The sequence below is a fragment of the Acuticoccus kandeliae genome (assembly GCF_003073115.1).
Genome location: NZ_QBBV01000001.1, coordinates 848883 through 862689, shown reverse-complemented (window position 1 = coordinate 862689; position 13807 = coordinate 848883). Strand labels below are relative to the sequence as shown.

Annotated in this window: 13 protein-coding genes; 6 read left to right on the top strand and 7 right to left on the bottom strand. The window is 69.3% G+C overall.

Going from position 1 to position 13807, the window contains the following annotated elements:
- Window positions 1-2: 2 nt before the first annotated feature.
- The 4 genes from olsA to DBV35_RS03935 form a co-directional block, all read right to left on the bottom strand.
- Entirely contained in the window at window positions 3-833 is an 831-nt protein-coding gene (olsA, locus tag DBV35_RS03950) for a lyso-ornithine lipid O-acyltransferase (RefSeq protein WP_245943830.1), read from the bottom strand.
- A gap of 28 nt (window positions 834-861) precedes the next feature.
- Entirely contained in the window at window positions 862-1308 is a 447-nt protein-coding gene (gene rimI / locus DBV35_RS03945) for a ribosomal protein S18-alanine N-acetyltransferase (RefSeq protein ID WP_157961570.1), read from the bottom strand.
- A gap of 107 nt (window positions 1309-1415) precedes the next feature.
- On the bottom strand, window positions 1416-2048 hold the full coding sequence (gene tsaB, locus DBV35_RS03940; protein WP_108658926.1) for a tRNA (adenosine(37)-N6)-threonylcarbamoyltransferase complex dimerization subunit type 1 TsaB: 633 nt from the start codon (window positions 2046-2048) through the stop codon (window positions 1416-1418).
- Window positions 2048-2614, bottom strand: coding sequence for a NifU family protein (locus tag DBV35_RS03935; RefSeq protein ID WP_108658925.1), 567 nt, complete (start codon window positions 2612-2614; stop codon window positions 2048-2050). The genes tsaB and DBV35_RS03935 overlap by 1 nt, the downstream gene beginning before the upstream one ends.
- 161 nt (window positions 2615-2775) lie before the next feature.
- Here DBV35_RS03935 and DBV35_RS03930 point away from each other — a divergent pair, with 161 nt between their 5' ends.
- Window positions 2776-3144 carry a DUF427 domain-containing protein gene (locus DBV35_RS03930; protein ID WP_157961569.1) on the top strand — a complete coding sequence of 123 codons (369 nt, stop codon included), beginning with the start codon at window positions 2776-2778 and terminating at the stop codon, window positions 3142-3144.
- A gap of 6 nt (window positions 3145-3150) precedes the next feature.
- Here DBV35_RS03930 and DBV35_RS03925 read toward each other — a convergent pair whose 3' ends face one another.
- Together DBV35_RS03925 and DBV35_RS03920 are read right to left on the bottom strand one after the other, a co-directional pair.
- The gene (locus DBV35_RS03925; RefSeq protein WP_108658923.1) at window positions 3151-4248 is read right to left on the bottom strand and encodes an endonuclease/exonuclease/phosphatase family protein; all 1098 of its coding nucleotides are present in this window, start codon (window positions 4246-4248) and stop codon (window positions 3151-3153) included.
- A 22-nt stretch (window positions 4249-4270) separates the two neighbouring features.
- Window positions 4271-4627 (bottom strand): DUF2794 domain-containing protein, encoded by a 357-nt coding sequence (locus tag DBV35_RS03920; protein WP_245943921.1) that lies wholly within the window; start codon window positions 4625-4627, stop codon window positions 4271-4273.
- 177 nt (window positions 4628-4804) lie between these two features.
- Between DBV35_RS03920 and htpG the strand changes: the two genes are divergently transcribed.
- Window positions 4805-6745, top strand: coding sequence for a molecular chaperone HtpG (gene htpG / locus DBV35_RS03915; protein WP_108658921.1), 1941 nt, complete (start codon window positions 4805-4807; stop codon window positions 6743-6745).
- A 42-nt stretch (window positions 6746-6787) separates the two neighbouring features.
- Here the strand turns inward: htpG and DBV35_RS03910 are convergent, their stop codons facing one another.
- A complete protein-coding gene (locus tag DBV35_RS03910) occupies window positions 6788-7435 on the bottom strand; it encodes a LysE family translocator (protein WP_108658920.1) in 648 nt (215 codons plus the stop codon).
- Window positions 7436-7546: 111 nt separating this feature from the next.
- On the opposite strand from DBV35_RS03910, the gene DBV35_RS03905 reads away from it, so the two are divergent.
- The 4 genes from DBV35_RS03905 (at window position 7547) to DBV35_RS03890 (ending at window position 13680) form a co-directional block, all read left to right on the top strand.
- Window positions 7547-8152: a LysE family translocator gene (locus DBV35_RS03905; RefSeq protein WP_108658919.1), complete on the top strand. Its 606-nt coding sequence runs from the start codon at window positions 7547-7549 to the stop codon at window positions 8150-8152.
- Between the two features lie 17 nt (window positions 8153-8169).
- The gene (locus DBV35_RS03900; protein ID WP_108658918.1) at window positions 8170-9351 is read left to right on the top strand and encodes an aminotransferase class I/II-fold pyridoxal phosphate-dependent enzyme; all 1182 of its coding nucleotides are present in this window, start codon (window positions 8170-8172) and stop codon (window positions 9349-9351) included.
- A gap of 307 nt (window positions 9352-9658) precedes the next feature.
- Window positions 9659-12748 carry a DNA translocase FtsK gene (locus DBV35_RS03895; RefSeq protein WP_108658917.1) on the top strand — a complete coding sequence of 1030 codons (3090 nt, stop codon included), beginning with the start codon at window positions 9659-9661 and terminating at the stop codon, window positions 12746-12748.
- A 203-nt stretch (window positions 12749-12951) separates the two neighbouring features.
- On the top strand, window positions 12952-13680 hold the full coding sequence (locus DBV35_RS03890) for a hypothetical protein (RefSeq protein ID WP_108658916.1): 729 nt from the start codon (window positions 12952-12954) through the stop codon (window positions 13678-13680).
- Window positions 13681-13807 lie beyond the last annotated feature (127 nt).

Here is a 13807-nt window from a genome sequence, read left to right as displayed (position 1 = left end):
CTCTACGCGGCCTCGCGCGCCTTCGGCGCCACCGGCGCGCCCCGCACCAAGCGGCCCGCGGTCGCCTCGCCGACAAGATGGCGCACGACCGCTTCGGCCTCTTTCGCGGCGCGCTTGCGGTCGATCCCCTCCCGGAGCGGGATGGGGGCGCCAAACGCGACGTCCACGTCGATCTCACCGTGTTTCAGGATCCACCACAGATGTGGCGGCATATCCATGTCGCCGTACCACGCGACGCGGGGCTTATGGAACCGGCCAATCGGCAGGCCGTGAAGCTGGGTGTAGTTGATGGCGAGCGGCTGGATCGTCACCTCCGCGCCGCCGGCCTCGGCCGCGCGCACCGCCCCGCCGATCAGCGCCGTGCGGAAGGGGAGGACGTGGATCCCGTTCGAGGAGGTCCCCTCCGCGAAAAGGACGAGGACGTCCCCGTCCTTCAGCCGGTCCGCGATCTCGTTCGCGACCGTGCCCGTCTTGTGCCGGCGGTCGCGCTCCACGAAGACCGAGCGCTGGAGCTTGGCGAAGAGGCCGAAGATCGGCCAGGCCGCCACCTCTGACTTCGAGATGAAGCAGAGCTCCATCACCGAGCCGAGCACCGTGATGTCGAGCCAGGAGACGTGGTTGGAGACGAGCAGGAGCGGCCGCTCCGCCGTCGCCGCGCCGTGGACATGCACGCGGATGCCGATGACGCGCGTCGCAAGGCGGTGCCACAGGAGCGGCAGCCGCCGCGTCGCCGTCTTCATCTTCAGCGCCATCGCGATCAGCTGAAGCGGGATCAGCACCAGCGAAATCAGCGCGAGCGCGACGATGACGCCGATCGCCCGGATTGTCGTCACTCGTCCGTCCCCGTCACGTTCGGACCGGTCATCCGAATTTGGCCATCGCCGTCGGCTGGTTGATCTGCAGCCGCATCGTCAGCGCCTTATGGGGGCCCTGGGCGTCGTGATAATAATCGGGCCGCTCGCCCACCTTCACGAAGCCGGCGCTGCGATAGAGCGACAGGGCCGCCTCGTTCTGCGGATCCACCTCGAGAAACACCTCGGTGACGCGGGCCGCGTAGAGATGGCGCAACGCCGCGTTGAGGAGGAGACGCCCGATCCCCGCCCGGCGATGGCGCGGGTGGACGGCCATCGTCAATACTTCGCCTTCGTCCGCGGCGAAGCGGACGGTGATGAAGCCGATCGGCCGCCGGCTCGCCGTCGCGCTGCCGCGACGGGCCACGAAAGTCGACACATTGGGCTTGTCGTTCAGCGCAGCCTGCTCGTCCGCCGACCAGGGGCCGGTGAACGAGGCCGCGTGAATCTCCTCCAAAGTGTCGTAGTCCGCCGGCTGCACGGCGTCGACTGTGCGGGGGGGAGAAAGCCAACCAATCACGCCAGATCCATCGTTCTCATAGCCCGCATAGTTGGCCACAACCATCACGCGCGCGCCAGCGATTTGTGCCGCTGGGGCGCCGCGTCGACGGGCGCAAGGTAGAGAGCGTGGACGGCCCGTGCCTTGCCGGCAACGGATGCGGCCGCGAGGCGGGCGAGATCGACCCGATCCACCGCCCGCCCGTCGCCGAGCGCGGCGATCGCGCTCGCCGGGCCGACGATGGTGGCGCCCGCCTCGGCGGCCGCCGCCCGCGCCGCCTCCACGCCGATGCGGGCCATGAGCGAGGGCTCGTAGCCGTCATCCGGGAAGAGCGCGGCGAAGACCGCCCCGTGGCGCGCGTCGATCGCGGCGAGGACCGGTGCATCGGCCTCCCGCGCCAGCGCCTCGAGCGTCGAGACCCCGGCCGCCGGGACGCCGAGCGCGAAGGCGAGCCCCTTCGCGAACGCGATGCCGACGCGGACCCCGGTGAACGAGCCGGGGCCGACGGTGACGGCGATCGCGTCGATGTCCTGATAGGTGGCGCCTGCGGCCGCGAGGGCGGCGTCGGCATGGTCGGCGATCGCCTCGGCGTCGCCCTTGGCCATCGCCGAGGAGGCGCCGAGGATCGAGCCGTCCGGCAGCGAGACCAGCGCCGCCTGGACGTGGTCCAGCGCCGTATCGAGCGCGAGGACGCGCATCAGGCGACCGGACGAACCTCCCGCACCTCGGGGATGAAGTGACGCAGCAGGTTCTGGATGCCCATCTGCAGCGTCATCGTGGAGGACGGGCAGCCGGCGCACGCGCCGCGCATCGAGAGGTGCACCACCCCGTCCTTGTAGGAGCGGAAGATGATGTCGCCGCCATCGCTGGCGACAGCGGGGCGGACGCGCTCGTCGAGCAGTTCCTTGATCATCGCGACGGTCGCCGCGTCCGCTTCGGAATAGCTCTCCTCGGCGGTGACGGCGGCCTCGTCGCCCCCCTCACCCACGATCACCGGATCGCCCGAGAGATAGTGCTCCATGATGGCGCCGAGCACGGCCGGCTTCAGGTGCGGCCAGGGCGTCCCGTCCTTGGAGACGGAGATGAAATCATTTCCAAGGAACACGCCCGTGACGCCATCGACGGCGAAGAGGCGCTTGGCGAGCGGCGAGGCGCCCGCCTCGTCGACGGAACGATAGTCCGCGACGCCGCTTTCCATGACGGACTTGCCCGGCAGGAACTTCAGAGTCTCCGGGTTCGGCGTCGACTCGGTCTGAATGAACATTCGGTATCTCCCCAGGCGGTTCAAAGCCGCCGCGAAGTTTCGACTCGTTCGAAATAAGCGATCGAATGGCCGCCAGCAACTCAAGACCCGGAGAAGGCGGCTTGAATTGCATCCGCCGCGCAAGACCCGACATGACGGCGATGGATCAGGAGGAACGACACATGGTCAATCCCGCCCCCGGCTTCCGCGCCCGCCCCGACCACAAGATCGTGCTCGACGCCGGCCCGACCCCGGTCACGATCACGCTCGGCGAGGAGATCGTCGCGGCCACCACGGCGGCGGTCATCCTGCGCGAAGACGGCTATCCCGCCCGCGCCTACGTGCCGCCGGCGGACATTTCGGCCGGTCTCGCACCGACCGCGAAGACGACCCACTGCCCCTTCAAGGGCGACACCACCTACTATTCGCTCACCATCGGCCCGCACACCCTGGAAAACGCGGCCTGGAGCTATGACCGTCCCTATGACGAGATGGCCCCGATCCGCGGCTATGTCGCCTTCGACAACCGCTTCACGATCACGATCGGCTGAACGCCGTCAGGGCCGGCGCACGTCAACATAGACGAGATGGTGGTCCGAGGCCGCGTCGAGGCGCGCGAGCGGATCGCCGGCCGCCGGCCAGAACACCCCCGCCCCGGTGATGTCGAGCCCGCGCGTCGGCAGCACATAGTCGACCCGCATCCGCCCGGACGAGAAGTCCGCCGTAGCATCGCCGTACGGCGAGGCGGGCACGGGATCGACGAGGCGCGGGTGCGACAGGAGGCGGTCGATCGCGCCGGGGCGTGAATCGCCCCGCGCCGGATCGGCGTTGAGATCCCCCGCCACGATCGCCGCCGCCCCGGCCGGGAGCGGGGCGGTCTCGCCCGAATCGTCCACGAGATAGACCGCACCGTCCAGAAGGTCGGCGAGGAGGCGGATCTCGTCCGCATTCCGCCGCCCGTTCCAGTCGTGGACCGGATCGTCGAAGACGGGCGGGGTCGGATGGGCGGCCAGAAGCAGGATCTCGCCCGCCCCGGTCTCCACCGGCACCACGATGTGGGTCTTCGAGGAGAGCGGCAGCACGCGCCGGGCCTCCGGCGAATAGTAGTCCGTCGGGACGAGGCTGCCGGGCATGTCCGCCCACAGGAGGTTCGCATAGGTGCGCACCGGGCCGAGCGGCAGGTGCGACAGGATCGCGAACGCGTACTGCCCCTCATGGCGCCCGAAACCTTTCGCATCGCCCGGCCGCGTGATGGTGCCGTCCCCGTCGAGATCGGCCCCGGAGAGGACACCCGTGTTGCTCGGCGGAAAGAGGCGGAAGGGATAGTCGATCGGCGCCGCGCCCTGCTCGCCGCGCGCCAGATAGGTGTCCACGAACAGGGTGAGGCTCTCCCCGCCCGCGTCGCGGTCGATCTCCTGGAGGACGAGCACGTCGGGCCGCACGCGCTGGATCACCTCGGCGACGCGCCGGGCCTGCGGATCGATCCCGCTCGACAGGCGCTTCAGGAGCCCGCCCGCCGCATCCTCGGTGAGGGCGGCGTTGAAGGTCGCGAATCGGATCGAGCCGGGCGCGGGGGCCGCGGTCTCGGCACTCACGCGCCCCGCCGCCAGCGCGAGGACGAGGACGAGGAGCGCGAGGCCCGCACGCTTCCCCATCGCGCCGGCGCCGCGTCCGCCGTCAGTCGCCGACCACGGAAAGGTGCCGCTTCTTGTCGAAGACGCGCAGCACCGTTTCGAGGTCGTGCCCGCGCTTCAGGATGATTCCCTGCGCCGAGACGACGGCGTAGGCGCCCTGGCGGCGCGCGAGCTTCGGTGTCTTCGTCACGCGGAACATCGGGACTTCGCCCATGCGGCGGTAGATCGAGAAGACCGCCTGCTCGCGGGCGTGGTCGATCGCATAATCGCGCCATTCGCCGGCGGCGACCATGCGGCCATAGACCTTGAGGATTTGCGAGAGTTCGGTGCGGTGGAACGCGACCATCGGTGGCGCGGGCTTGTGCGCCGGGGTTGAGATGGGCGCCGCGGTCCCGCTCATACGGGGATAGAGCGGCACCACCTGACTTATATCCTCACCATCGGCCATCAGCCGCCCCTTCTGTTGTGAGCCGTCGAAGTCTGACCCGTTCGGCCCCGCCAAGCAATCCTCTTGATCAGCGCGCCCGTTCTTCGCATTTGACGCGCATTGGATCCCCTTCAACCCTATCTATGGACGATGACCACCGAACACTTAGAAACCCGCGCCTTTGAAGCGGACGTCGCCCGCCTCCTCCACCTCATGGTGCATTCGGTCTATTCGACGCCGGATGTCTTCCTGCGCGAGCTCGTCTCCAACGCAGCCGACGCCTGCGAGAAGCTGCGCCAGAGCGCGCTGACCGAGCCCGCCCTCCTCGGCGACGATCCGGCGCTGAAAATCACGATCAACGTGGACCCCGACGCCAAGCGCCTCGTCATCGAGGACAACGGCATCGGCATGTCCCGCGAGGAGCTGATCGAGAATCTCGGCACGATGGCCCGCTCGGGCACCGAGAAATTCCGCCAGGCGCTCGAGGAGAAGGATGCCGGCAAGGCGCTGATCGGGCAGTTCGGCGTCGGCTTCTATTCCGCCTTCATGGTCGCGCACGAGGTCGTGGTCGACAGCCACGCCGCCGACCACGAGAGCGCATGGCGCTGGCGCTCCGACGGCTCCGGCGAGTTCCAGATCGAGCCGTCCGACGACGCCCCCCGCCGCGGCACGCGCGTGACGCTGATGCTGCGCGACGAGCACACCGACTATGCCGACGAGGCCGCGGTCGAGCGGCTGATCAAGCACCACTCGGCCCACGTGCCGGTGCCGATCGTGGTGAGGAAGGCCGGCGAGGAGACGGCGCGCGAGCTCGTCGACGGGACGGCGCTTTGGGCCCGTCCTCGCTCGGAGATCACCGAGGAGGAATATACCGAGTTCTATCGGTTCACCGCCGGCGCCTTCGACACGCCCGCCCTCACCCTCCACACCCGCGCGGAAGGCCGTCAGGAATATACGACGCTCCTCTTCGTGCCGGAGATGGCCCCGTTCGACCTCTTCGACCCGGACCGCAAGGGCCGCATGAAGCTCTACGTGCGGCGGATCTTCATCACCGACGACGCGCCGCTGCTGCCCGGCTATCTGCGCTTCGCGCGCGGCCTCGTCGATTCGGAGGACCTGCCGCTCAACCTCTCGCGCGAGATGCTGCAGACGAACCCGATGCTCGCGCAGATCCGCAGCGCGACCACCAAGCGTCTCCTCACCGAACTGAGGAAGCTCGCCGACAACAAGCCCGAGACCTACGCCAAGGTCTGGGAGGCGTTCGGCGCGGTCATCAAGGAAGGTCTCTACGAGGACGCGGAGCGGCGCGACGAGCTCTTCGCCATCACGCGTTTCGCTACCACGAAGGCGCCGGAAGGCGGGCGCACCCTCGCCGAATACATCGCCGACATGAAAGAGAACCAGACGGCAATCTATTATGTCGTCGGCGAGGATCCGGAGCGGGTCGCGGCCTCGCCGCACCTCGAGGGTTTCGCCGCGCGCGATGTCGAGGTTCTGCTCCTCTCCGACCCGGTCGACGCCTTCTGGGTGCGCACCGCGCTCGGCTATGAGGGCAAGCCCTTCAAGTCGGTGACGCAGGGCTCGGCCGATCTCGACGCCATCGCCAAGAAGCACAATGACCACCAGGTGCCGGAAGAGGCGAAGGCCTCCGACGTCGCGACGCTCTCCGCCCTCGTGAAGCAGACCATCGCCGACCGCGTCTCGGACGTGCGCGCCTCCTCGCGCCTTGCGACGAGCGCGGCCTGCCTCGTCGCCCCCGATGGCGGCTACGACCGGCAGATGGAGAAGATCGTCTCGCGCCACGGCAAGGGCGGCTTCGGGGTGAAGCCGATCCTGGAGCTGAACCCCGGCCACCCGCTGATCCGCACCCTCGCGGCGCGCGCGGCGAACGGCGGCTCGGCCGACAAGATCGCGGACGCCGCCTGGCTCCTCCTCGGCTCGGCCGAGATCCTCGACGGGGAGACGCCCTCCGACCCGGCCGCCTTCAACGCGCGGCTCCTCTCGGTCATGGGGCAGATCTTCACCGGCCCCGGCCCCAGCGACCATGCCGACCACATCTCGGTCGGCGACGGCTCCGGCGCGGACGCCTGACCCGGCGACGGCGGGGAGCGCCCCTCCCCGCCCCCTCGCGCCTCAGTGGGCGCGCGCGAGGATGAGCTTCAGCGCGAAGCCTCCGAGGACGGTCGCGAAGAGATAGTCCATCGCGCGCGTCGCGAAGCGCGAGCGCTTCAGGAAGCGGGCGATGTGCCCGGCCGACAGCACCATCAGCGCGTTGAACGGCATCGAGATCACCACGAAGAGCACGCCGAGCACGAAGAGCTTCGGGCCCGCCTCGGGGTCCGTCGCGGTGACGAATTGCGGCAGGAAGGTGAGGAAGAAGATGATCACCTTCGGGTTGAGAAGGTTGACCAGCAGCCCCTTCATATAGACCGAGCGGATGCTCTCCTTGCCCACCCCGTCGGGGGCGAGCTGGAAGGAGGAGCCGTTGCGCAGCGCGTCGATCGCGAGCCACAGGAGATAGACCGCGCCCACAACCTTCAGCACCGTGAACGCCGTCACCGAGGCGACGAGGAGCGCCGAGAGCCCGACCGCCACCAGCATCGAGTGGACGAGCCCGCCCGTCGCCGCGCCCGCGAAGGCGGCGAAGCCCGCGGCGCGCGAATGGCTGATCGTCTTCGACAGGAAGAGCGTCATGTCGGGGCCCGGCGTCAGCGTCAGCGCGACCGCCGCGAGCGTGTAGGTCAAGAGCACCGGAATTGAGGGCAGATAATACGCGTCCATCGACGAAACTCCGCGGCGCCGGGGCGCACGCGGCCCCGCCATCCGCGGTTGCATAACAGCGCCGGCGAATGCGTCAATTGATCAATTGGCAGAGCTCGGCTACGGCACACCATGGTCGCGCCAACCGCTCAGACACTGGCGGCCCTCATCGCATTCGCGGTCGCCTGCTCGTGGACGCCTGGGCCGAACAACGTGATGCTCGCCTCCTCCGGGGCGACGTTCGGATTCGCGCGCACCCGGCCGCACATCCTGGGCGTCACCATCGGCGTCACGGTGATGGTCTTCACCGTCACGCTCGGCCTCGGCGAGGTGTTCCGCTCCGCGCCGGCGCTCCAGACGGTCATCGCCTGGCTCGGCTTCGCCGTGATGCTCTGGCTCGCCTTCCGCATCGCCCGCCAGTCGGCGGCGGGCCGGAAGAACGCCGCCCGCCCGCTGTCCTTCGTCGGCGCCGCCCTCTTCCAGTGGGTGAACCCCAAGGCCTGGGTGATGTGCATCGCCGCCGCCGCAACCTACGCCTCGGGCGGGACACCGCTCCACGAGGCCTTGATCATCGCGATCGTTTTCCTCTTCGTCAGCATCACGTCGACGACGGCCTGGGCCGCGTCGGGTGCGGCGCTCTCGCGTCTGCTCGGTTCGGGCTGGCGTTTGCGCGCGTTTAACGTGACGATGGCTCTCTTACTTGCCCTGTCCGCCCTCTGGCTGGTGGTGGACGGCTGACCGACGGCTCGACTGACATGTTCTTCGCCAAATCCCCCTTCGAACGACTGCGCGCCCTCATCGGGGACGTGAAACCGGACGTCGCGCCGGTGGACCTTGCCGTCGGCAATCCCCAGCACGCGCCGCCCGCCTTCATCGGCGAGGTGCTCGCGCGGCACACGGGCGGCTTCGTCGGCTATCCGCCGATCGCGGGCACGGCGAACTTCCAGCGCGCCGTCCACGACTTCATCGACCGCCGCTACGGGCTCGACGGCTGGTTCCGCGAGGCGGGCACGCTTCTGCCGCTGAGCGGGAGCCGCGAGGGGCTCTTCCTGGCGGCCGTCACCGCGCGCGACCTCATGGAGAAGGACAACCCGACCGTCCTCTTCGCGAACCCCTTCTATCAGACCTACATCGCCGGGGCGCACGGGATCGGGGCCGAGCCGGTGCCGATGATGGCCGGTGACGGCATCCTGCCGGACTGGGAGAGCGTGCCCGAAAGCGCCCTCGACCGGGCGATCGCCTACTATTTCGGCTCCCCCTCCAATCCGGAGGGGCGCTGCGCGACGCGGGCCGAATGGCACGCCCTCTTCGACCGGGCCGAGCGGCACGACTTCCTGATCTTCGCGGACGAATGCTATTCGGAGGTCTACCGCGAGTCGGTCGGCGCCCCCGTCGGCGCGCTTGAAGCGGCACGGGAGCGGCCCGAGATCCTGCCGCGCCTCCTCGTCTTCAACTCCCTGTCGAAGCGGTCGAACCTTGCCGGAATGCGTGTCGGCTTCCTCGCCGGCGCGCCGGACACGATCGGCGCGGTGCGCGAATTCCGCAACCAGGCCGGCCCCCAGGTGCCGACCCCGCTCCAGGAGGTCGCCGCCGCCGTCTATGACGACGAGGCGCATGTCGTCGCGAGCCGTCGCCTCTATGACGAGAAGTTCGCCGACGCCGCGCGCCTCCTCTCCCCCCGCTTCGGGGAGGTGGTGCCCGAGGGCGGCTTCTTCCTCTGGCTCGATATCGGCGGCGACGACGAGGCGGCCACCCTGCGCCTCTGGCGCGAGGCGGGCGTGCGGTGCGTTCCCGGCTCCTATCTCGCCGCGACGCCGCGCGGCGGTGTCAATCCGGGCATCGGGCGCCTCCGCCTCGCCCTCGTCGCCTCGCCGGAATTGACGCGCGGCGCCCTTGCCCGCGTCGCCGACGTCTTCGCGACCGCTCCCGTCCTCTGACGCGCGCCCGGCCGCCGCGGGTTGCACCCGTGGCGGCGCGACGCCCGGTGGTTGCCGCCGGGCGCGGCATCGGTGCCACAGTCACGCCCGACCTCTTCAATTCTCTCGACCCGACATCCAGCGATTGCGCCGTCCGGCGAAAATCCCCGCCATTCGGGATGGTTACGGTTACCTTGCCTTAACGCACGCGCGTCAAACCAGAGAGCGACGGGGCCTCTTCGTCTCGCGCTCGTCGCGGACGCCGCCGTGACATGGGAGGCGCGCCCGCGTCGGTCCGTGAACGTTCAAGAGGTTTGCCGTGAGTGTCATGCGTATGAGAGCGTTGGAGCAGCTCCTCGACGACCCCTCGGTGGTCTTCGCCCGCCGGGCGACATCGACGTTGCTGGGCCTCCTCCTCATTGCCCTCGCCGCCTGCCTCGGGGTCGCGCTCGCGACCTGGAACGTGTCCGACCCGAGCTTCACGCACGCGATTTCCGGCCCGGTGCACAACTGGATGGGGACGCCCGGCGCGGTCTGGTCCGACCCGATCATGCAGATCTTCGGTCTCGCGGCCCCGCTTCTCCTCGCACCGCTACCGCTCTGGGGGATCCGCCTCATCGCCGGCCGCCCGCTCGGCCTTGCCCCCAGCAAGCTCGCCGCCGGCCTTGCCGCCCTCTTCCTCGCGCCGGGCTTCATCAACGTCTTCCCCGTCACCGAGGCCTGGCCGCTCCCGCTCGGGCTCGGCGGCGTGGTCGGCAGCGCCTACGAGTACGTCCTCTCCGACATTTTCGGCATCGGCTCGGGGATCGTGCGCGGCTTCATAGGCGGCCTCATCGGGCTCGGCGCGCTCGCCTGCCTTCTCCACGCGGTGTCGCCGCCGCGCCGGCGCCAGCAGCTCACCGAGCTCGGCTTCCAGATCCGCCGCGACGAGTCGGCCTATGACGACGAGTACGGCCTCGACGAGACCGACACCTACGAGCGCGAGAATGGCCGCTTCTCCGCCTTCCGCGGCGCGATCGCCCACATGGCGCTGACGGCGCGGGCGAAAATGCGTTCCACCGAGCCGCGCCGGCGCAAGCGCGCAGTGGAGGCCCCGTCCCTGCGCGCCGCCCTCGCCGGGACAGGCGAGGCGGTGGACCATGGCCGCGCCGTCTATCGCGCGCGCCGCCGCGGTGAGCCCTCGGACGACGATCTCGTCTTCGACGGCATGATGGACGAGGCGCCGATGCGCCCGGCCGCCCGCCCCGCGCCCGCCCGCGCCCGCCCGGCGCCGGCCGACCTCCCGGCCCATGACGAGCCCGTCGCCTACGACGAGGATTATGCGGACGAGGAGGAGGCCTATGTCGAGGAGCGCCCGGCCCCGCGTCGCGCGCAGGCCGCGCGCGCGGCCGAGCCCCGCCGCACCGCGCCCGAGGAAGACCCGCAATCCTTCACCTTCCGCAAGCCGCTGCGCGGCCCGGCCGCGAAGCTGAACCAGCAGCATTTCGTCCCCGAGGACGAAGAGTTCGCCGAGGACGAGGCCTACGCGCCGATCGAGGAAACCCCCGTCTACGACGACGAGGCCGACGACTGGGACGAGGACGACCGCCAGGCGACCGACAGCGGTTACGATGACGGCTACGACGACGACCAGTATGAGGACGACGCCCTCGACGACTATGACGACGAGGAGGACGACGACCCGTACGCGGCCGAGGCCGCCCGTCACGCCGGCCCCGCGCGCGGCCAGCCCTCGCGCGGCGAACCCGCCCGCCAGGCGGTCCCGCAGCGCGCCCCGGTCCGCCCCGCGCCCGAGCCCGAGGCTGCGCCGCGCGTCGTGCCCCAGGCCGCCGCGATGAAGCCCGGCCGCCGCGTCGTGAAGGAGGCCCAGCCGAGCTTCCTCAACAACGCCGAGTATGAGTTCCCGCCGCTCGCCCTCCTCGCCGCGCCCCCCGCCGATCGCGCCGACAACGAACTCACCCCCGACGCGCTCGAGGCGAACGCCCGCGTGCTCGAAGGCGTGCTCGAGGATTTCGGCGTGAAGGGCTCGATCATCCACGTGCGCCCCGGCCCGGTCGTGACGCTCTACGAGCTGGAGCCGGCGCCCGGCATCAAGTCGTCCCGCGTCATCGGCCTCGCCGACGACATCGCCCGCTCCATGAGCGCGATCTCGGCCCGCGTCGCCGTCATCCCCGGCAAGAACGCGATCGGCATCGAGCTCCCGAACTCGCGCCGCATCACCGTCTATCTGCGTGAGCTCCTCGCGAGCCAGGAGTTCGAGCGCACCAAGGCGAAGCTGCCGATGTGCCTCGGCAAGACGATCGGCGGCGAGGCGGTGATCGCCGATCTCGCGCGCATGCCGCACCTTCTCGTCGCCGGCACCACCGGCTCGGGCAAGTCGGTCTCGATCAACACGATGATCCTGTCCCTCCTCTACTGGCACAAGCCGGAGGCGTGCCGGATCATCCTGATCGACCCGAAGATGCTGGAGCTTTCCGTCTATGACGGCATCCCGCACCTCCTCACCCCGGTCGTGACCGACCCGAAGAAGGCGGTGACGGCGCTGCGCTGGGCGGTGCGCGAGATGGAAGACCGCTATCGCAAGATGGCCAAGCTCGGCGTGCGCAACATCGACGGCTATAACAGCCGCCTGAAGGAATCGAACCGCAACGGCGAGCCCCTCACACGCATCGTCCAGACCGGCTTCGACAAGCGCACCGGCGAGGCGATCTTCGAGGAGGAGGTGCTGGACCTGTCGCCGATGCCCTACATCGTCGTCATCGTCGACGAGATGGCAGACCTCATGATGGTCGCCGGCAAGGACATCGAAGGCGCGATCCAGCGTCTCGCCCAGATGGCGCGCGCGGCCGGCATCCACGTCATCCTCGCGACGCAGCGGCCCTCGGTCGACGTCATCACCGGCACCATCAAGGCGAACTTCCCGACCCGCATCTCCTTCGCCGTCACCTCGAAGATCGACTCCCGCACGATTCTCGGCGAGATGGGCGCCGAGCAGCTCCTCGGCATGGGCGACATGCTCTACATGGCCGGCGGCGGCCGCATCCAGCGCGTCCACGGCCCGTTCGTGGCCGACGAGGAGGTCGAGGACGTCGTCTCCCACCTCAAGCTCCAGGGCGTGCCGGAATATCTCGGAGCCGTGCTGGAGGATGACGAGGACGAGGAGGAAGGCGGCGCCGGCGGTGGCGGCGGCTCGGGCCTCGACGCGCTGTCGGAGAGCGACGACCTCTATGACCGCGCCGTCGCCCTCGTGCTGCGCGACCGCAAGGCCTCGACGAGCTACGTCCAGCGTCGCCTCTCGATCGGCTACAACCGCGCCGCCACGCTGATCGAGAGGATGGAGAAGGAGGGCGTCGTCAGCCCCGCCAACCACGCCGGCAAGCGCGACATCCTGGTGCCCGCCGAGGAAGAGATCGCCTGACGCCACGGGCGAACTGCGCGGGGCCGGCCCGGCCCGCATCGATTTGAATAAAACGCCGCCTCCGGGCGGCGTTTTCCGTTTCCGCACCCGCGCGCGCCAGCAACCGCCCCGGCTCCGCCCCGCAAGGATGGCCAGAATGTGGTTGGCAGGCGTTTCCTTCCACTTATAGTCTGCCGAAATACAAATTTTCAGGGAGACAGAGGATGCTTTTCTCTTTCGGCGCGGATGCGGTGATCGAAGACGAGGCCGAAATCGGGCAGTTTTCGCAACTCTCTCAGCTCCAGGAAGAGGAGGAAGCCCTCAGTCTGAGCTTGCGGTTCCTGGCGGGCGCCAACGGGAACGCGGCGAGCGCGAGCACCCGCGTCCACGTCAAGCACACCGATTTCGGCTTCGGCGAAGTCTACAAGATGACGGCGACCGGGAGCGGCGTCACCGTCGGCGAAGAAGGCGGCACCGGCGCGGGCGTCTTCCTCGAGGCGGAGATCGACAACGCCGACATCATCTACATCGACAGCGCGCTCCACGAGTTCCAGCGCACGGCCGGGACCATGGTGTGGGACGTCGAGTATCTGAAGGTGGTGATCACGGCGATCGACTATGATCATTGGTCGCCGCCCGACGGTGAGCCGATCGTCATCGAGGGGCGCGGCAAGGTCCCGTTCGCGGAGGCCGAGTTCGCCTTCCTCACCTCCACGCTCGGGGCGCTCGGCCTGATCAACGAGGTGAAGCAGCACCGTGAGTTCTTCGACGATAGCGGCCCCCGCCTCACCGCCTTCCTGCAATCGACGAGCGGCCCCTTCGCCGCGAAGGCCCTTCTCCTGTCCGACACCGACGTCACCGAGCCGGTCGCAATTGTCACGTCCGCGTCCGAAGGGAGTGTTTTTTCCGAGATCGAGGCCAATTTCAGTTCTGACTTCGCGATGATCACCTGAGCGGTCGGACCGGCGCGCACGCCAAGGCGGCGCGCCAGGGAGCCGGTGCGACTAGCTGGGGCTCGTCCGAAGAATAGGTTGCCTGACCGCCGACGATTGTGATCATTCAGGAGGCAGACAGGCCGAA